This window comes from Geminicoccus sp., from assembly GCF_035556675.1.
Taxonomy (GTDB): Bacteria; Pseudomonadota; Alphaproteobacteria; order Geminicoccales; family Geminicoccaceae; genus Geminicoccus.
This window is the reverse complement of the sequence record NZ_DATMFZ010000070.1, coordinates 12,045-29,756: the sequence shown is the minus strand read 5'-3', so window position 1 is coordinate 29,756 and position 17,712 is coordinate 12,045. Positions and strand designations below refer to the sequence as shown.

Here is a 17,712-nt window from a genome sequence, read left to right as displayed (position 1 = left end):
CGCCGGCTGGAGGCGCTGGAGCCGGGCCTGCCCAACCTGCTGGTCAGCCACTGGCCGCTGCGCGAGGAACTGGTGCGCATCCCGCGCGTCCCGCGCTTCGCGCCCTGGTGCGGGACCCGGGCCACCGCCGACTGGCCCAGGCGGTTCAACGCGCTGGCCTGCGTCCATGGCCATCTGCACGTGCGGGAGCGGCGCTGGCTGGACGGGGTGCGCTACGAGGAGGTGTCGCTGGGCTATCCCCGGCAATGGCAGCCGGAGCGCGGGATGGCAGCCTATCTGCGGCAGGTGCTGCCGCTGGAGGGCGGCGGGCTGGACGGCATCGGCCCGCCACACGCCCCCGTCACGCCGCCTTCCTGAAGTCATCCCGCCAAGTTGCGGGATGACATGGGGCAGGGCTCAGAGATCGATCGACCGCTTCTCGTCGATCGACTGCTGGGCGGCCAGCACGATCTTCAGGCTGTTGACCGCATCGGCCTTCGATTCGGTGAGGTCGATGTCCTCGACGATCGTCTTCAGGAACCAGGCCTGCTCGCGGTCGCACAGCTCCTGGTGCGAGGGCTCGTCCTCGGTCGAGATCCACTCGTCCTTGCGCTTGAAGTGGTTGTGCTCGTCCAGCTCGGCGTGGTGCAGCTTGATCGCGTTGGTCTTGGTGTGCTGGTCGATGTCGGCCGAATCCGAGATCTGATCGGTCTTGGCCTCGCTCTGCCCTTCCTGGGGCTTGTAGGCGATGCTCGCCGAGCCGTTCGGGCCCACGATGTCCTTCACGAAATAGGCGACCTCGGACATCATCGGCCCCCAGCCCGCCTCGTACCAGCCGACCGAGCCGTCGTCGAACTGCACGTGCAGGTGGCCGTAGTTCTGGACCTTGGTCTCGGCCGAGAGCTTGGCGCCGATGCCGTGCACGCGCACGGGCCTGGCCCGGGTGAGCTGGCACATCACGTCGACATAGTGGACGCCGCAGTCGACGATCGGGGTCAGGCTCTCCATCAGCGCCTTGTGCCAGGGCCAGGCCTCGCCCGAGCTCTGCTGGTTCAGGTTCATGCGCATGACCAGGGGCTTGCCCAGCGTCTGGCCGATCTCGACGAACTTCGCCCAGGCCGGATGGACGCGCAGGATGTAGCCCAGCACCAGCTTGCGGTTCTTTTCCTTGGCCTTGGCGACCACCCGCTCGGCATCGGCGAGATTGGTCGCGATCGGCTTTTCCATGAACACATGCGCGCCCGCGTCCATGGCGCGGATCGCGTAGTCGGCATGGCTGTTCGGGTAGGTGTTGATCGAGACCGCATCGGGCCGGGTCGCCTTGAGAGCCTCGTCGAAGTCCTGGAACAGCGGGACACCCTGCAGTTCCTCGGGCAGCTTGTCCTTCTTCGCCTGGATGGTGCGGCTCATCAGGCCGACCAGCTCGAACCCGTCCTGCTTCTGGTAGGCCTTGGCGTGGCTCAGGCCCATGTTGCCGACCCCCACCACCAGTACCTTCACCGGCGCCATCCTCATCCCTCCCCGCCTTCATGTGATCCCGGGATGGTAAAGTCTGTGCCGAGGCCTGCAACAGCGGGTTTTCCGAAGGCAGGTGGGCTTGACGGGAGGCCGGAACTGTTGCGACGTCCTCATTTCGTGAGGGGAGCGGCGCAGCGCGGCGAGAACGCCGGCGCCGGACAAAGGGGAAGCAATGAGCGCGGCAAGGCGCCCGAAGCTGGCGGTCGAGGGCGCCAGCAAGTTCTATGAGACGCCGACCGGACGCACCCATGCGCTGGACCGCTTCTCCATGGACGTGCAGGACGGCGAGTTCGTCTGCGTGGTCGGGCCCTCCGGCTGCGGCAAGTCCACCCTGCTCTGGTCGATGGCCGGCCTGCACGCTCTGTCCTCGGGCCGGATCCTGCTGGACGGCCAGCCGGTGACGAAGCCCTCGCCGCAGATCGCGATGGTGTTCCAGGAAGCCAACATGCTGCCCTGGCGCTCCTTGCAGAAGAACATCGAGCTGCCGTTCGAGATCCGCCGCCAAGCCCCGGCCAGGGAGCGGATCGACGGCCTGCTGCAGCGGGTGGGCCTCGCCGGCTTCGAGGGCAAGTATCCGCGCGAGCTTTCCGGCGGCATGCAGCAGCGTGCCTCGATCGTGCGCGCACTCTCGGTCGATCCCTCGCTGCTCCTGATGGACGAGCCGTTCGGCGCGCTCGACGCCTTCACCCGCGACGAGATGAACCTGCTGATCGAGGAGATCTGGCTGGAGACGAAGAAGACGATTGTCTTCATCACCCACTCGATCCCCGAGGCCGTGTTTCTGGCCGACCGGGTCTACGTGATGTCGGCCAGGCCCGGCCGGCTGTCCAAGGTCTTCGACATCGACATTCCGAGGCCGCGGCCGCTGGAGGTGCAGGCCGCGCCGCACTTCGTCGAGCTGGTCGCCGAGATCAAGGCCTCGATCGAGCACAAAGCCCCGGCCCGCCCCGCCGCCGCCTGACCAGGAGTTCCAATGGCCAGCGTCGATCGCCAGCTCGCCGACAACATCCCGAGCTTCGACAAGCATGAGGACGGCCAGGCCGTCGGTGTCAGCAACTGGTCGGGCGTGGCCGGCCAGCTCGGCCTGATCAAGTCCGGCCGCGAATGGGCGCTGATCGCCTTCGTGGCACTGGCCCTGATCGGCGGGATGGAGCTGCTGCTCCGCCTCTACGAGGTGCCGACCTACATCATGCCGACGCCGAGCCTGATCGCGGCGGCACTGGTGCGCGACTTCCCGCTGCTGGCCCCGCATGTCGGCCATACGCTGGTGGAGCTGCTGACGGGCTTCGCGATCGGTGCCACGGTCGGCTTCGTGCTGGCGGCACTGGTGACCCAGTTCCCGCTGCTGGAACGGATCATCGCACCCTACATCCTGCTGCTGGTGACCACGCCGATGCTGGCGCTGGTGCCGCTGCTGATCCTGAAGCTGGGCTTCGGCTACAGCCCGCGGATCATCGCCGTGGCATTGGCGTCGGGGCCGATGGTGATGATCAACTCGGCCACCGGCTTTCGCCGCACCGACCTCGCCAAGATCGCGCTGGCCCGGAGCTTCGGCGCCTCCACCCTGCAGATCTTCATGAAGATCCGCATTCCCATGGCGATGCCGATGGTGATCGTGGGCCTGATGGTGGGCTCGATCTTCGGCCTGCTCACCGCGGTGGGTGCGGAGATGGTCGGCGGCAGCTTCGGGCTCGGCAACCGGCTGACCTACTATTCGTCACTGATCCAGATGCCGCAGTTCTTCGCCTGCATCGTGCTCCTGGCGGTCATCGGCATCTCCATCTACGTGTTCTTCTATTGGCTGGGTAAGAAATATGCCGGGTGGGAGTCCTGACCGGCGCATGTTGGGGGAGCAATCGATGTTCGGTCTGGACAGGCGCAGCTTCGTGGGTCTCGGCATCGCCGCAGCCGGGACGATGGCGGCACCCCGTTTCCTGATGGCGCAGGAGGCGACCAACACGGTGCGCTGGGTGAGCCCGCGCGGCACGATCGAGGTGCTGGACGACTATCCCTACTGGGTCGCCCAGAAGTTCGGCTGGTTCGGCGACATCCAGACCACGCTGGAGCCGGGGCCGCTGGAAGCGACCGCCACGATCAAGCTGGTCGACCAGGATCAGGCCGATGTCGGCTTCCCGAGCCCGGGCGTGTTCTCGCTGGGCCTGGAGCAGGGCATCCCGCTCAAGTCCGTGTTCCACATGGGCGCCTACGACACGTTCAGCTTCGCCTTCGTGAAGGGCAAGAAGCCCGCCGACATCAAGGAGCTGGCCGGCAAGAAGATCCTGGTCGGCTCGATCGGCTGGAAGGCGATCGTCGACCCGATGCTGGCCCAGGCCGGCGTCGACCCCGCCTCGGTCGAGTATCTGGAGGCCGGCCCGATCTGGGGCCAGGCGCTGCAGCAGGGGCAGGGCGACACGTCGCTGTGCTGGGAAGGCCTGCGCGCGCAGTGGTTCGGCCAGGGCATGGATTACGACTATATCCTGCCCTACGACTTCTCGAAGTTCCCAGCCAACACCTTCGTGATCCGCACGTCCGACTTCGAGGACCAGGCCAAGAAGGCGCTCTACGAGAACTATTTCCGCGCCTGGGCGATGGGCCTGGAGTTCGGCCACCTGAACCCGCGCGCCACCACCCAGATCGTGCTGGAGCAGTTCCCGGCCCTGGCCAGCACGCTCACCCCCGAGATCGCCACCGAGTCGATGATGCAGCTCGGCAAGATCTTCCGCGGCCCCTGGGAGCAGCGCCAGGGCTGGGGTTGGCACGACATGGCCCAGTGGCAGGGCTATTTCGACACGATCTACCAGATCAAGCAGATCACCACCGAGATGAAGGCCGAGGACGCCTGCAAGAACGACTATATCGCGGCGGCCAACCAGTTCGACCAGGCGGCGGTGCAGAAGGCGGCGGACGAGTTCCAGCTGTCCGAGGACTACAGCAAGGTCGACGTCGCGGCGATCGAGGCGCGGCTCTGAGGTGAGACGGGGGCGCGGCCTGCCGGAGGCCGCGCCCGCCCGCCTTCAGCCGATGCCCTGGCGGCGCGGCGGCGAGAATATCCGATCCGGATCGACCGTCCGGCGCACCACGCGCAGCCGTTCCAGGTTCGGGCCATAATAGGCGGCGGCCGGGTCCGGCAGGTTCACGTCGGGGAAGTTGATATAGCTGCCGCGGGCACCCGGCAGGGTCTCCTGCATGGCGGCATGCATGTCCCGCTGCCAGTCCAGGAGCCGGTCGAGCCGACCGTCCCGCACGGTCTGCCCGTTCCATTCGAGCTCGGTCCCGGCAATCCAGGCATCGCCCCGATAGGGGATCGCGGTGGCGTCCGGAGCGAGCGCGCCGATCCGGCCGCCGACCTGGAAGAACTTCATGATGGCGCCTTCCCCCTTGGCGGCGGCGGGATGGCGCTCCAGCGAGTTCATCAGACGGTCCAGCGCCGCACCGTTGCCGGCCAGGGGCTGCACGAACAGGGAGGTCTCATGATAGTGGGCCGGCTGGCCGGCCTCCCCCAGGAAGGCCTGGGCCTGCCAGTAGGGCAGCCGTGCGATCTGGTGCTCGTCCGCGCCCGCCAGGAGCCCCGCCAGCAGATTCTCCAGCGTGCCGTCCGGCTCGATCGCTTGGCCCAGCACCGACAGCTCGATCCCGCCGGGATGGCCGATCAGGGTGATCTTGGCGCCGGTCGAGGCAGGGGCTGCCTCCAGCACCCGGAACAGCTCGGCCAGGGTCTCGCGCTGGCGGCTGCGCCACACCGCCTTGAACACGGTGACCGGCGGGCTCCGCCAGGTCCGCACCCGCCAGCGCGTGGCGATGCCAAGATTGCCGCCGCCACCACCGCGCACCGCCCAGAACAGGTCGGGCCGCTCGCCGGCCGAGCACTGGACGATGCTGCCATCCGCCAGGACCAGTTCCGCACCGACCACGCCATCGCAGCCGAAGCCCTGGTGGCGCATGGCAAAGCCGATGCCGCCGCCCATGAGAAACGCGCTGGCGCCCACCCCGCTGCAGCGCCCGTGGACGATGGCGAGCGCGTCCTCGTCCCGCGATGCGTCGGCCAGTGCCGCATAGAGCCCGGCATTCAGCGCGCCGCCGCCGAGTTCCACGACCTCGCCGCCCGGATCGGGAAAGCGCACGCCGTCCAGGCGACGCATGTTCACGATCAGGCCCGGCCCGGCGCTGCTGCCGGCATAGCTGTGCCCGCCGCTGCGCGCCGCCACCGGCATGCCTTGCTCGCGCGCCCACAAGATCGCCCGGCCGATCGCCTGCGGATCGCGCGGCAGCACCACCGCGTCCGGCAGATCCAGATCCCAGCGCAGGTTCTGCGGGCGGGTATGCTCGCGATAGCCTGGTTCGCCGCGGCGCAGGAGGCCGCCTTCGCCCATCATCTCCGCCAGCGCCGCCCAGGCTGCGTCGGTGGGCCCGGTCGAGGCGAGGGCCGTCGAGCGGCGCAGAACCAGAGGTGCTGCCAGGAAGCCGCCGGCGAGTGCCAGAAGACGGCGGCGGGAGGTCGGCCGGACGGGAGAATCCATGATTGTTGGTTCGCGAAAATTTCTGGTGAGCCAGTAATTCTGCAACAGACTGCAACAATCAATCCAGATATATTCTGGTTTATCCGGATGTTTCAAATCAAGCAGGCAAAATGTCCATCCAGGCCCCTGAATTATGACCTTGCTCGCGACGGAGGCGATGGTCCAGGGATGCGTCGGTACGCGACGTGGTGTGAGCAGGGGGCTGACCGTGGATCGCTGGCAAGCCATGAGGGTATTCGTCAAGGTCGCCGAGCTCGGCAGCTTCGCCAAGGCCGGCCGCCAGCTGCATCTGAGCCCGCCCGCGGTCACCAGGGTGATCTCGGCGCTGGAGGAAGCCATCGGCGCCCGGCTGCTCACCAGGACCACGAGGTCGGTCAAGACCACCGAGGCGGGCGGGCGCTACCTGGAGGACTGCCGCCGGATCCTGGCCGACATCGCGGACGCCGAAGCGTCGGCAGCCGGCTTCCATGCCGATCCTTCGGGCACGCTCACCATCACCGCCCCGGTGATGTTCGGCCAGATGCACGTGCTGCCGATCCTGCTGGAATATCTGGACATGTATCCGCTGGTGACGGTGCAGAGCGTGTTCGTCGACCGCATCGTGCACATGATCGACGAGGGAATCGACGTGGCGATCCGGATCGGGAACCTGCCGGCCTCCGATCTGCGCGCCATCAGGGTCGGCTCGGTCCGGCAGGTGGTCTGCGGTGCCCCGGCCTATTTCGAGCAGCACGGCATCCCGCAGGTTCCAGCCGATCTCGTCCATCATCGGATCATCGCGCCGACGGCGGCCTGGACGTCGCCCGAATGGCAGTTTGGAGGTAAGAGCCGGACGCGCGTCGCGGTCTGCCCGCGCCTCCTCTGCAATACCAACGACGCGGTCATCGCCGCCGTCGAGCAGGGATGGGGCCTCAGTCGCGTCCTCGCCTACCAGATCGCCCCGGCCCTGCGCGATGGCCGTCTCAGGACGGTGCTGTCCGAGTACGAGGAAGCTGCCTGGCCGATCCATGTCATGCATGCCGAGGGCCGGCGGGTCTCCGCCAAGGTGCGGGCGTTCGTCGACCTGGCGGTGGAGCGGCTGCGCCGGAACGACCTGATCCATTGAGCGAGGATCGCAGCGATTATTCCGTCTGGTGGAAGAGTGCCTTTCGGCAGGGCGCCATTAACGGATCGGGATGCGGAAACATATGGTCAGGCATCACTCCGGATGATCATGCACCCGGCAACAGGGCGCAGGTGACGGAGTGGTGAACAGCAGCTCGACGTTCGCTGGCTTCATTGCGGTGATCATCCGGAGTGACTTTCCGGCATCGTCCAGGACTGGAGTAACGACCATTCACGCGCCCATCACCGTGCACTATCGTTCCGCCGAGGTCGATGGTGTCGATCTGTTCTATCGCGAAGCCGGTCCGGCCTATGGCCCGGTCGTGCTGCTCCTGCACGGCTTCCCGACCTCGTCCCACATGTTCCGCAACCTGATCCCGCTCCTGGCGGATCGCTACCGTGTCATCGCCCCGGACTATCCGGGTTTCGGCCAGAGTGCCGCGCCGGACCGGGCGGGCTTCAGCTACGGCTTTGGCCGGTTTGCCGACCTGGTCGACGGCCTGCTCGGCCGGCTCGGCGCCCAGAGCTATGCCATGTATGTCATGGATTACGGCGCGCCGGTCGGCTACCGCTTGGCCCTGAAGCACCCGGAACGCGTCAGCGGCCTGATCGTCCAGAACGGCAACGCCTACGAGGAAGGGCTCGGCCCGTTCTGGGACGGGATCAAGGCCTATTGGGCGAGCGACACCAAGGAACGGCGGGAGGCTCTGGCGGAACTGGTGACGCTGGAAGCAACCAGGTTCCAGTATACCGACGGAGTCAAGGACCCGGCGCGGATCAGCCCGGACAACTGGGTCCATGACCAGGCACTGCTCGATCGGCCGGGCAACCGGGAGATCCAGCTCGACCTGTTCTACGACTATCGCACCAACGTAGAGCTCTATCCGCAGATCCAGGCGTTCTTCCGGGAACGGCAGCCGCCGACGCTGATCGTCTGGGGCGAGAACGATCAGATCTTTCCCGTGGCAGGCGCGCACCCGTACCTGCGCGACCTGCCGGACGCCGAGTTCCATCTGCTGGACACGGGCCACTTTGCCCTGGAGGACAAGCTCGACGAGATCGCTCCGCTCATCCGCGATTTCCTCGACCGGAAGATCGCCGGGCGCTGAGCGCTAGATCCAATGGGCCGGCTGCTCGATCTGCCGCGGCGGCCGGCCCGCCGGATACCGGCTCAGAACCCGCCGAGATAGTCCATCTTGCCGACCGGCACGCCCTGCTCGCGCAGGATCGCGTAGGCGGTGGTGACGTGGAAGAAGAAGTTCGGCAGGGCGAAGCTCAGGAGGTAGGTCTTGCCGTCGAAGCGCAGCTCCCCGCCGCGCGGGCGCAGCACGATCGGGCGGTTCTCCCCGGCTTCGATCTGGTCGGCAGGCACGCTCTCCAGATAGGCGATGGTCCGGGTCAGGCGCTCCTGCAGCTCGGGAAAGGTCGTCTCGGTGTCAGGAAAGCTCGGGACCTCCTGGCCGGCCAGGCGGGCCGCCGCACCCTTGGCCGTGTCGCTGACCCGCTGGACCTGCTGGTTGAAGGGGAGCATGTCCGGTGCGAGCCGCGCCTCGATCAGCACCGAGGGTGGATCGCCCCGGTCGCCGGCATGGGCCTCGGCCTTGGCGAGGATCGCCTGGAGATTGCGCATGCCGCGGATGAAGACCGGGACGGACGCCTCGTAGATCGACAGGCTCATCGGGAGCATTTCCCTTCGGATGGATGTGCGCTCCGTTCTCATGTCGGTAGCTCCGGTCCCCGATGGTAGGCCGCTTGGCACCTCGCCAGCTCTTCCGGATAGCCAATGTCCGGATCGAACCGCTAAGGCTGGGGCAGGGGTTGGGACTGGAACGCTTTCATGAGCATGGTTCGCGAGGACCGCGCGCCGTTCGGCGTGTGGCACACCTGGTACCGGGTGACCGGTGATCTGGGGAACGGCCGCCCGCCGCTGGTCGTGCTCCATGGCGGGCCGGGCTGCACCCATGACTATGTCGATTCCCTGAAGGACATCGCGGCGACCGGCCGAGCCGTGGTGCATTACGACCAGCTGGGCAACGGCCGCTCCACCCACCTGCCCGAGAAGGGGGCAGACTTCTGGACGGTGGAGCTGTTCCTGGACGAGCTGGACAATCTCCTGCGCCATCTGGGGATCGCCGACAGCTACCACGTGTTCGGCCAGTCCTGGGGCGGGATGCTGGGCTCCGAGCATGCGATCCGCCAGCCAAAAGGCCTGCGCTCGCTGGTAATCGCCAACTCGCCGCCGTCGATGCGGCTCTGGGTCGAGGAGGCGAACCGGCTGCGCGCGGAGCTGCCGGCGGACGTGCAGGCGACCCTGTTGCGCCACGAGGCGGCCGGGACCACCACCACGGCGGAATACCAGCAGGCGATGCTGGCCTTCTACGAGCGCCATGTCTGCCGGGTGGTGCCGATGCCCGACGAGGTGGCGCGTACCTTCAAGGCGATCGAGGACGATCCCACCGTCTACTTCACCATGAACGGCCCGTCCGAGTTCCACGTGATCGGCACGCTGAAGGACTGGTCGGTGATCGGCCGGCTCGACCGGATCCAGGTGCCGGTGCTGCTGATCTCCGGGCGCCATGACGAGGCGACGCCGAAAGTGGTCCAGCCGTTCGCGGACGAGATCCCCGACGTGCGCTGGACGATCTTCGAGCAGTCCAGCCACATGCCGCATGTCGAGGAGCGTGAAGCCTGCATGGAGCTGGTCGCGGGCTTCCTGGACGAGCAGGACCGGCCCGGACGCGCATAACCCCGACTCTGCGACGATCCGCCGTGGTGGATGCGTTTTGCCTGGCATGGACATGGCTGTCCGGCAGACGTGGTGGCGAAATTTCGGGCATCGTGCGAGGCTGGGCCGCGGCCGTCCGTGTTTTGCCTGAAACTTGCATGAGCTTGCATGATGCGTGGGCCGGATGAGTCGGCGGGGACAAGGAGAGATTTTGGATGTGGCGTGAGATCGAGCCGGATCGGACCCACGAGGTACGGATCGACGGCGGCTTCAAGGTGGTCGCCTACGAGTTCGGCTCAGGCGATGAGACCGTGTTCTGCCTGAACGGCGGGCCGGGCCTGGCCTGCGACTATCTCCGCGACGCCCATTCCTGCCTGATCGACCATGGTTACCGGGTGGTGGCGTTCGACCAACTCGGCACCGGCAAGTCCGACCAGCCGACCGATGCCGCGCTCTGGACGATCGGCCGCTATGTCGAGGAGACCGAGCAGGTCCGAAAGGCGCTGGGGCTGGGCCGGGTGCACCTGCTCGGTCACAGCTGGGGCGGCTGGCTCGGCATCGACTATGCGCTCACCTATCCGGAAGCGCTCAAGACCGTGATCCTGGAGGACACGGTCGGTGACATGCCGCATCTGGTGAGCGAGCTGGAGCGGCTGCGCTCGGCGCTGGGCTCGGAAACGGTCGCGATGATGCAGCGCCACGAGGCCGAGGGTACGCTCGACCATCCGGAATACCAGGCGGCGGTCACCATCCTGAACTATCGCCATGTCTGCCGGCTCGACGAGTGGCCGGCTCCGGTCAAGCGCTCGCTGGACGGCTGGAACATGGGCCCCTACGGGACCATGCAAGGGCCGAACGAGTTCCTCTACACCGGCAACCTGAAGGACTGGAACCGCATCCCGGACATGCACCGGATCACCGTGCCGGCGCTGATCACGGTGGGCCAGCATGACGAGCTCACCCCGGCCTGCGCGCTCAAGATGAAGCTGGCGCTGCCGGATGCGGAGCTGCACTGCTTCCCGAACAGCAGCCACATGCCGTTCTACGAGGAGCCGCACGCCTACTACCCGGTGCTGCTGGCCTTCCTCGAAAAGCACCGGGGCCGCTGATGTACGATCGTGCGGTCCTGGCGGACGGCTTCGTCGTCTGGGACGACCGGCCGGCGGATGCGACCCATGAGGTCGAGGTCGGCGGCGGCCACAAGGTCAAGGTCTATTCCTATGGCGATGGCCCGGAGACCGTCTTTCTCCTGAACGGCGGCCCGGGCCTGCCCTGCAACTATCTGCGCGCGCCGCACCTGCCGCTGGTGGAGGCTGGCTACCGGGTGGTCGTCCACGACCAGCTCGGCACCGGCGCCTCCGATCATCCGGACGACCCGTCGCTCTGGACGCTCGGGCGCTATGTCGAGGAGGTCGAGGCGGTCCTGGACGCGCTGGACCTGAAGCGCATCCATTTCCTCGGCCACAGCTGGGGTGGGTGGTGCGGGATCGAGTATGCGCTGACCTACCCGCAGCGCATCGCCTCGATGATCCTGGCCAACACCGCGGCCGACATTCCGCATCTGCTCACCGAGATCGAGCGGCTGCGCGGGGCCATGGGCCATGAGACCGTGCAGATGATGCAGCGGTTCGAGGCGATGGGGAACTACGACCACCCTGCCTATCAGGCAGTGGTGGACCTGCTCGACTTTCGCCACATCCGCCGCCTGCCGGAACGGCCGAAGCCCGCCGCCGACAGCAAGGCTGGCTTCAACTACCCAATCTTCCTCGCCGTGCAGGGGCCGAACGAGTATCACTATACCGGCTCGATCCGGACGTGGAACCGGATCGACCAGCTCCACCGCTTCACCTGGCCCACCCTGGTCATCCAGGGCCAGCACGACGTGCTGACCCCGGCCTGCGGCATGCGCATCTATAACGCGCTGCCGAACGGCGAGATCCGGATCTTCCAGAACAGCTCGCACTCGGCCTTCTATGAAGAGCCGCAGGCCTACCGCCGGACCCTCTTGGACTTTCTCGGCCGCCAGCGGGCGGCGGGCTGAGCCAGGCAGCCGACGATGCACCGCTTCCGCTTCGTCCTCTGGCGGCCTTTGCAACTCCTGCCGGTCCTGTTCGGGATCAGCGTGATCACCTTCGTGCTGATCCGCTCGATCCCGGGTGACCCGGCGAGGCTGCTGCTCGGTACCCGGGCTACACCCACGGCACTGGCCAAGATCCGCGCCCAGTACGGGCTCGATGAGCCGCTCTGGACCCAGTATCTCTATTTCCTGCAGAACCTGTCCCAGGGCGAGATGGGCCGCTCGATCGTGTTCAAGATCGGCGTGCTCGACCTGATGGCCAACCGGATCCTGCCGACCGTGCTGCTGGTGGTGGGCAGCGTGATCCTGTCCCTCTTGATCACCGTGCCCCTGGCCTCGCTCGCGGCGCGCCACCGCGGCCGGCCCCTGGACCATGCGATCCGGCTGGTCTCGACCGCCGGGCTGGGCCTGCCGGCCTTCTGGCTCGGCATCATGCTGATCATCCTGCTCAGCGTGAACCTGGGCCTGTTCCCGGTGGCGGGCTTCGGCGACACTTGGCTGGACCGGCTGCACCACATGGTGCTGCCCTGCCTGACCGTGGCGCTGGCGCTCTCCGCGGTGCTGACCCGCAATCTGCGCGCCTCCATGATTGCCGAGATGGCTTCCGACCAGGCGACGGCGGCCCGCGCCCGCGGCCTGCCCGAACGGGTGATCTTCCGCCGCCACGTCCTGCCCAACTCGCTGGTGCCGACGATCAACCTGCTGGCCGTCAACATCGGCTGGCTGATCGGCGGCTCGGTGGTGGTCGAGACCGTGTTCTCCCTGCCGGGCCTGGGCCAGCTCCTGGTGCGCGGGATCTTCGCGCGCGACTACATGGTGGTGCAGGCGATCGCCATGGCGTTCGCGGTGGCGACCGTGCTGATCAATTTCCTGGCCGACGTGCTGACCGTCGCCATCGACCCGCGGATCCGGCTGTGAGCGTGGCGCTGGCAAGGCCGCGGCTGCGAATCCCGGGCCTCCCCATGCCCCTGGTGCTGGGCGTGCTGCTGGTGGGCGCCTGGGCGGTGCTGGCCATCGGTGCGCCCTGGATCGCACCCTATGACCCGATCGCGCAGGACCTGATGGTCAAGCTGCAGCCGCCTTCCGCGGCCCACTGGCTGGGCACCGACAATTTCGGACGGGACATCCTGTCCCGGGTGATCTGGGGAGCCCGGATCGACCTGCAGATCGGCTTTCTCGGCGTGATCTTCCCCTTTCTGATCGGCACCTGCATCGGCGCCGTCTCGGGCTATGCCGGCGGGATCGTCGACAATCTGTTCATGCGGCTGGTCGACATCGTCCTGGCCTTTCCCTTCCTGGTCCTGATGATCGCGATCATCGCGGTGCTGGGGCCAGGCCTCGCCAGCTTCTACATCGCCATGGCCCTGGTCGGCTGGGTCTCCTATGCGCGGCTGATCCGGGCGCAGGTGCTGGTGTTCAAGCATGCCGACTTCGTGCTGGCCGCGAAGAGCCTGGACTTCGGCCATGGCCGGATCCTGTTCCGCCACATCCTGCCCAACGCGCTCACCGGCTCGATCGTGTTCGCCATGTCGGACGCGGTGCTGGTGATCCTGAACGGGGCGGCGATCTCCTATCTGGGCTTGGGCGTGCAGCCGCCCACCGCGGAATGGGGCCTGATGATCGCGGAAGGGCAGGGCTTCATCACCACCGCCTGGTGGATCACCACCTTTCCGGGCCTGGCCATCGTGGTGCTGGCCTTCGGCTTCTCGCTCCTGGCCGACGGGCTGGGCGAACTGCTGGGGGTGCGCGAATGAGCGACGCCCTGCTCGATGTCCAGGGACTGACCGTCACGTCCGGCCGCGGCAGCGTGGTCGAGGACGTGGGCTTCAAGGTGGCGCCGGGCCAGGTGCTGGGCTTGGTCGGCGAGAGCGGGTCGGGCAAGACCGTCACCTGCCGGGCGGTGATCGGCCTCCTGCCCGCGGGCTCGCTCGCGATCACCCAAGGTTCGGTGCGGCTCGACGGTCAGGAACTGGTCGGGCTGGATCCTTTGGCGATGGGCCGGGTGCGCGGGCGGCGGATCGGCATGGTCTTCCAGAACCCGTCCAGCCATCTGGACCCGGTCATGCGGATCGGCGACCAGATCGGCCTGGCGGTGCGCCACCATCTGGGCCTGTCCCGGCGGGAAGCGCGGGCGCACGGGATCGAACTGCTCCGCCAGGTCGGCATTCCGGACCCGGCGGCACGGATCGACAACTATCCGCACGAGCTGTCCGGGGGCATGCGCCAGCGCGCCATGATCGCGACGGCCCTTGCCTGCGACCCGCAGCTCGTGATCGCCGATGAGCCGACCACCGCCCTGGACGTCACTATCCAGGCGCAGATCCTGCGCCTGCTGCTGGACCTGCGCGACAAGCGGGGCCTGGCGATCCTGCTCATCACCCACGATCTGGGCGTGGTCGCCCAGACCTGCGACCGGATCGCGGTGATGTATGCCGGCCGGATCGCTGAGCAGGGCGACAAGCGCCGGGTCCTGACCAGCCCGCACCATCCCTACACCGCGGCATTGATCCGCTGCCAGCCGGCCAGCGGCGGAGGCCAGGGCCTCCTGCCGACCATTCCGGGCCAGCCGCCGCTGGTGGGTGCCATGCCGTCGGGCTGCCGCTTCCACCCGCGCTGCTCCCGGGTGCAGCCGCGCTGCCGGGAGCTGGTGCCGCCGCTGGAAGCCAGGTGCGACGGCAGCGAGGCGGCCTGCCTCTATCCGATCGAGGCGCCGGTCCTGGAGTTCGGCCGATGAGCGCGTCGCTATTGGAAGCGCAGGACCTGGTGGTGCAGTTCCGCGGCAGCGGCGGGACGGTGCGGGCGGTCAACGGTGTGTCGCTGGCGGTGCGGCCGGGCGAGACGCTGGGCTTGGTGGGCGAGAGCGGCTGCGGCAAGAGCACGCTCGGCCGGGCGATGATGGGCCTGACCCCATTGAGCGGCGGCAGCCTGCGCTTTTCCGGCGAGGCGGTGGAGAGCCGGGCGGCCTGGGCGGCGTTGCGCCGGCAGACCGCCATGATCTTCCAGGACCCGCTGAACTCCCTGAACCCGCGCCTCACGATCGGCGAGACCCTGGCCGAGGTGCTGCGCGTCCATGGCAAGGTGCCGCGCAGCGGTGTGGCTGCGCGGGTCGCCGAGCTGCTGACCATGGTCGGCCTGCGTCCGGAATTCGCCGCGCGGCGGCCGGGCAGCCTGTCCGGCGGTCAGTGCCAGCGGGTCGGGATCGCCCGTGCCCTGGCGATCGAGCCGAAGCTGGTGATCGCGGACGAGTGCGTGGCGGCGCTGGACGTCTCGATCCAGGCACAGATCATCAACCTGCTGATCGAGCTGAAGGAGCGGATCGGCCTGGCGCTGGTGTTCATCGCTCACGACTTGGCCCTCGTCCGGCGCTTATGCGACCGGGTGGCGGTCATGTATCTCGGCCGGATCGTCGAGGAGGGGCCGACCGAGCAGGTGTTCGGCCGGCCGCTGCACCCTTATGCCGACGCGCTGATCCGGGCGATCCCGGAGATCGACCCCGACCGGCCGCTGCCCGAGGCGATCCTGGCCGGCGAGCCGCCGAGCCCCCTGCGCCTGCCTGCGGGCTGCGCGCTGCATCCACGCTGCCCCAAGGCCTTCGCCGCCTGCGCCGGAGGGCAGCCGCCCCCGCTGGTGCCGGTCGAGGACCGCGAGGTCGCGTGCCGGCTTTATCGTCCGGCACCGGTGCCCGCCTGAGGGCCGCTGCCTTTTCATGGGAAGGTCGAAACGATGAAACGTCGCTCCATTCATGCCCTGGCGCTGGTGACCCTGCTGGCCGGCAGCGTGCTGGGATCGAGCCTGGCGCTGGCCGAGGGCGGCGTCCTGACCATCGGCCGCCGCGAGGACGGCACCACGTTCGACCCGATCAAGACCGCGCAGAACGTCGACTTCTGGGTGTTCATGAACGTCCACGACGTGCTGGTGCGCGTCGACAAGAGCGGCACGGAGCTGGTGCCGGGCCTGGCCGAGAGCTGGGAGATGTCGCCGGACGGGCTGACCTACACCTTCAAGATGCGCGACGCGAAGTTCTCCGACGGCAGCCCGATCACGGCGGAAGACGCGGCCTTCTCGATCCTGCGCATCCGCGACAGCGAGGAATCGCTGTGGAGCGACAGCTACCAGGTGGTGGAGACGGCGGAAGCCACGGACGACCGGACGCTGGTGGTGAAGCTCAAGACGCCCTCGGCGCCGTTCCTGGCCTCGCTGGCCATGCCGGGCGTCTCGGTCCTGTCCAAGGCGGCGATCGAGGCGGACGAGATCGGCTTTGGCGAGATGCCGGTGGCTTCCGGCGCCTTCAAGGTCAAGGAGTGGATCCGCGGCGACAAGGTCGTGCTGGAGCGCAACCCGGAGTTCTGGGAGGCGGACAAGGTCAAGCTGGACGGGGTCGAATGGGTCTCGGTGCCGGACGACAATACCCGGATGCTGAAGGTGCAGGCGGGCGAGCTGGACGCGGCGATCTTCGTGCCGTTCTCCAGCGTGGCCGAGCTGGAGAAGAACCCCGACCTCGTCGTGCACAAGGATCCCTCCACCCGCGAGGACCATCTGCTGCTCAACCATGAGCACCCGGCACTGGCGAAGAAGGAGGTCCGTCAGGCGCTGGACTTCGCGATCGACAAGCAGGCGATCGTCGACACCGTGACCTTCGGCGTGGGCGAGGTCGCAAACTCCTATGTTCCGAAGGGCGCGCTCTACCACAACGACGACAACCTGCAGCGGCCCTACGACCCGGAGAAGGCCAAGCAGCTCCTGGCCGAGGCCGGCGAAAGCAACCTGACCCTGAACTATCTGGTCGAGGCAGGTGCCCAGACCTGGGAGCAGACCGCGGTCCTGATCCAGGAGCAGCTCGCCAAGGCCGGGGTGACCGTCAACCTGCAGAAGGTCGACCCCAGCACCGCCTGGGACATCGAGGTCGCCGGCGAGTATGACCTGGCCGAGAACTACTGGACCAACGACGTCATCGACCCGGACCAGAAGACGACCTTCGTGCTGGGCCACGACACCAACATGAACTACATGACCCGGTACAATAATCCGAAGGTCAAGGAGCTGGTGGACCAGGCCCGGGTCGAGATGGATCCGGCCAAGCGCGAGACGCTGTACGAGGAGATCCAGGTCATCTCCAAGGACGACGTCCACTGGATCGACCTGTACTACAGCCCGTATGTCAACGTCTCGCGCAAGAATATCGAGAACTTCTACCAGAACCCGCTCGGCCGGTTCTTCCTGGAAGACACGGTCAAGAACTGATCCCAGGAGGCAGGGTCGTTCAGGCGGCGACCGCGTCGTAGCTCTCCCGGTTCGACCGAGCCGCGCGGCCGCGCGGCTCGTCGTCCGGCTCGGGGCGCACCAGGGTGAACAGGTCCCGCACCGACACCAGGCCCAGCGGCTGGCCCTCGTCGACCACCGGGAGGTGGCGGAAGCGGCCGGCCCGCATCCGCTCCAACGCCACGGAAGCGGCTTCCTGGGGGCGGACGGTCTGCGGGCCGCGGGTCATGACCAGGCCCAGCGGGGTGGTCGTCAGCTCGAGCTGGAAGGCGATGCAGCGGGTCAGGTCGCGCTCGGTGAAGATCCCGAGCAGAAGGCCGCACTCGGCCACCAGCACCGCGTCCACGCCCAGGCGGTACATGCGCAAGGCCGCCTCGGCGACGGTGGCGGCGCGCGGCAGGATGATCAATTCCTGCCTGCCGCTGACGAGGTCGGGGATGATCCGTCGCTGCACCTCGTTCCTCCCTGGGAAGCATGGGCATCGACCGGCCGGATCTCCCTGGTTCCACGAATGGCCCGCCAACGGCTTCCAG

Annotated in this window: 17 protein-coding genes and 1 pseudogene; 14 read left to right on the top strand and 4 right to left on the bottom strand. The window is 67.6% G+C overall.

The features are described from left to right. Window positions 1-357, top strand: a pseudogene (locus tag VNS22_RS05735) (hypothetical protein); the annotation flags it as partial. Between the two features lie 39 nt (window positions 358-396). Here the strand turns inward: VNS22_RS05735 and VNS22_RS05730 are convergent. Continuing rightward, a complete protein-coding gene (locus VNS22_RS05730) occupies window positions 397-1,488 on the bottom strand; it encodes a Gfo/Idh/MocA family oxidoreductase (RefSeq protein WP_325730493.1) in 1,092 nt (363 codons plus the stop codon). A 181-nt stretch (window positions 1,489-1,669) separates the two neighbouring features. Between VNS22_RS05730 and VNS22_RS05725 the strand changes: the two genes are divergently transcribed. From VNS22_RS05725 to VNS22_RS05715, 3 genes are read left to right on the top strand one after another with little or no spacing between them, the layout of a single operon-like run. After that, window positions 1,670-2,458 (top strand): ABC transporter ATP-binding protein, encoded by a 789-nt coding sequence (locus VNS22_RS05725; protein ID WP_325730491.1) that lies wholly within the window; start codon window positions 1,670-1,672, stop codon window positions 2,456-2,458. Between the two features lie 12 nt (window positions 2,459-2,470). Continuing rightward, window positions 2,471-3,331 carry an ABC transporter permease gene (locus VNS22_RS05720; RefSeq protein WP_325730489.1) on the top strand — a complete coding sequence of 287 codons (861 nt, stop codon included), beginning with the start codon at window positions 2,471-2,473 and terminating at the stop codon, window positions 3,329-3,331. 25 nt (window positions 3,332-3,356) lie between these two features. Then, window positions 3,357-4,466: an ABC transporter substrate-binding protein gene (locus VNS22_RS05715; RefSeq protein ID WP_325730487.1), complete on the top strand. Its 1,110-nt coding sequence runs from the start codon at window positions 3,357-3,359 to the stop codon at window positions 4,464-4,466. Between the two features lie 45 nt (window positions 4,467-4,511). On the opposite strand, the gene VNS22_RS05710 is transcribed toward VNS22_RS05715, so the two are convergent. Continuing rightward, on the bottom strand, window positions 4,512-6,014 hold the full coding sequence (locus tag VNS22_RS05710; protein ID WP_325730485.1) for an FAD-binding protein: 1,503 nt from the start codon (window positions 6,012-6,014) through the stop codon (window positions 4,512-4,514). 226 nt (window positions 6,015-6,240) lie between these two features. Here VNS22_RS05710 and VNS22_RS05705 point away from each other — a divergent pair, with 226 nt between their 5' ends. Both VNS22_RS05705 and VNS22_RS05700 read left to right on the top strand, forming a co-directional pair. Continuing rightward, complete coding sequence (locus VNS22_RS05705; protein ID WP_325730483.1) at window positions 6,241-7,119, top strand: LysR family transcriptional regulator; 879 nt, start codon at window positions 6,241-6,243, stop codon at window positions 7,117-7,119. 178 nt (window positions 7,120-7,297) lie between these two features. After that, window positions 7,298-8,227, top strand: coding sequence for an alpha/beta fold hydrolase (locus VNS22_RS05700; protein ID WP_414653321.1), 930 nt, complete (start codon window positions 7,298-7,300; stop codon window positions 8,225-8,227). A gap of 62 nt (window positions 8,228-8,289) precedes the next feature. On the opposite strand, the gene VNS22_RS05695 is transcribed toward VNS22_RS05700, so the two are convergent. Further along, entirely contained in the window at window positions 8,290-8,796 is a 507-nt protein-coding gene (locus VNS22_RS05695) for a DUF1993 domain-containing protein (protein ID WP_325730479.1), read from the bottom strand. Between the two features lie 159 nt (window positions 8,797-8,955). Between VNS22_RS05695 and VNS22_RS05690 the strand changes: the two genes are divergently transcribed. The 8 genes from VNS22_RS05690 (at window position 8,956) to VNS22_RS05655 (ending at window position 17,161) form a co-directional block, all read left to right on the top strand. Next, on the top strand, window positions 8,956-9,864 hold the full coding sequence (locus tag VNS22_RS05690; protein ID WP_325730478.1) for a proline iminopeptidase-family hydrolase: 909 nt from the start codon (window positions 8,956-8,958) through the stop codon (window positions 9,862-9,864). Between the two features lie 194 nt (window positions 9,865-10,058). Beyond that, window positions 10,059-10,952, top strand: a complete 894-nt coding sequence (locus VNS22_RS05685) for a proline iminopeptidase-family hydrolase (RefSeq protein ID WP_325730476.1) — start codon at window positions 10,059-10,061, stop codon at window positions 10,950-10,952. Further along, complete coding sequence (locus VNS22_RS05680; RefSeq protein ID WP_325730475.1) at window positions 10,952-11,884, top strand: proline iminopeptidase-family hydrolase; 933 nt, start codon at window positions 10,952-10,954, stop codon at window positions 11,882-11,884. The genes VNS22_RS05685 and VNS22_RS05680 overlap by 1 nt, the downstream gene beginning before the upstream one ends. A 15-nt stretch (window positions 11,885-11,899) precedes the next feature. Beyond that, window positions 11,900-12,838 carry an ABC transporter permease gene (locus VNS22_RS05675; protein ID WP_325730474.1) on the top strand — a complete coding sequence of 313 codons (939 nt, stop codon included), beginning with the start codon at window positions 11,900-11,902 and terminating at the stop codon, window positions 12,836-12,838. 44 nt (window positions 12,839-12,882) lie between these two features. After that, window positions 12,883-13,674 (top strand): ABC transporter permease, encoded by a 792-nt coding sequence (locus VNS22_RS05670; RefSeq protein WP_349261714.1) that lies wholly within the window; start codon window positions 12,883-12,885, stop codon window positions 13,672-13,674. Then, window positions 13,671-14,654 carry an ABC transporter ATP-binding protein gene (locus tag VNS22_RS05665; protein WP_325730470.1) on the top strand — a complete coding sequence of 328 codons (984 nt, stop codon included), beginning with the start codon at window positions 13,671-13,673 and terminating at the stop codon, window positions 14,652-14,654. Before VNS22_RS05670 ends, VNS22_RS05665 begins: the two co-directional genes overlap by 4 nt. After that, entirely contained in the window at window positions 14,651-15,610 is a 960-nt protein-coding gene (locus VNS22_RS05660) for an ABC transporter ATP-binding protein (protein WP_325730468.1), read from the top strand. The genes VNS22_RS05665 and VNS22_RS05660 overlap by 4 nt, the downstream gene beginning before the upstream one ends. Window positions 15,611-15,643: 33 nt before the next feature. Continuing rightward, window positions 15,644-17,161: an ABC transporter substrate-binding protein gene (locus tag VNS22_RS05655; RefSeq protein WP_325730466.1), complete on the top strand. Its 1,518-nt coding sequence runs from the start codon at window positions 15,644-15,646 to the stop codon at window positions 17,159-17,161. Between the two features lie 19 nt (window positions 17,162-17,180). On the opposite strand, the gene VNS22_RS05650 is transcribed toward VNS22_RS05655, so the two are convergent. Continuing rightward, entirely contained in the window at window positions 17,181-17,633 is a 453-nt protein-coding gene (locus tag VNS22_RS05650) for a cyclic nucleotide-binding/CBS domain-containing protein (protein WP_325730464.1), read from the bottom strand. Between the last annotated feature and the right edge of the window lie 79 nt (window positions 17,634-17,712).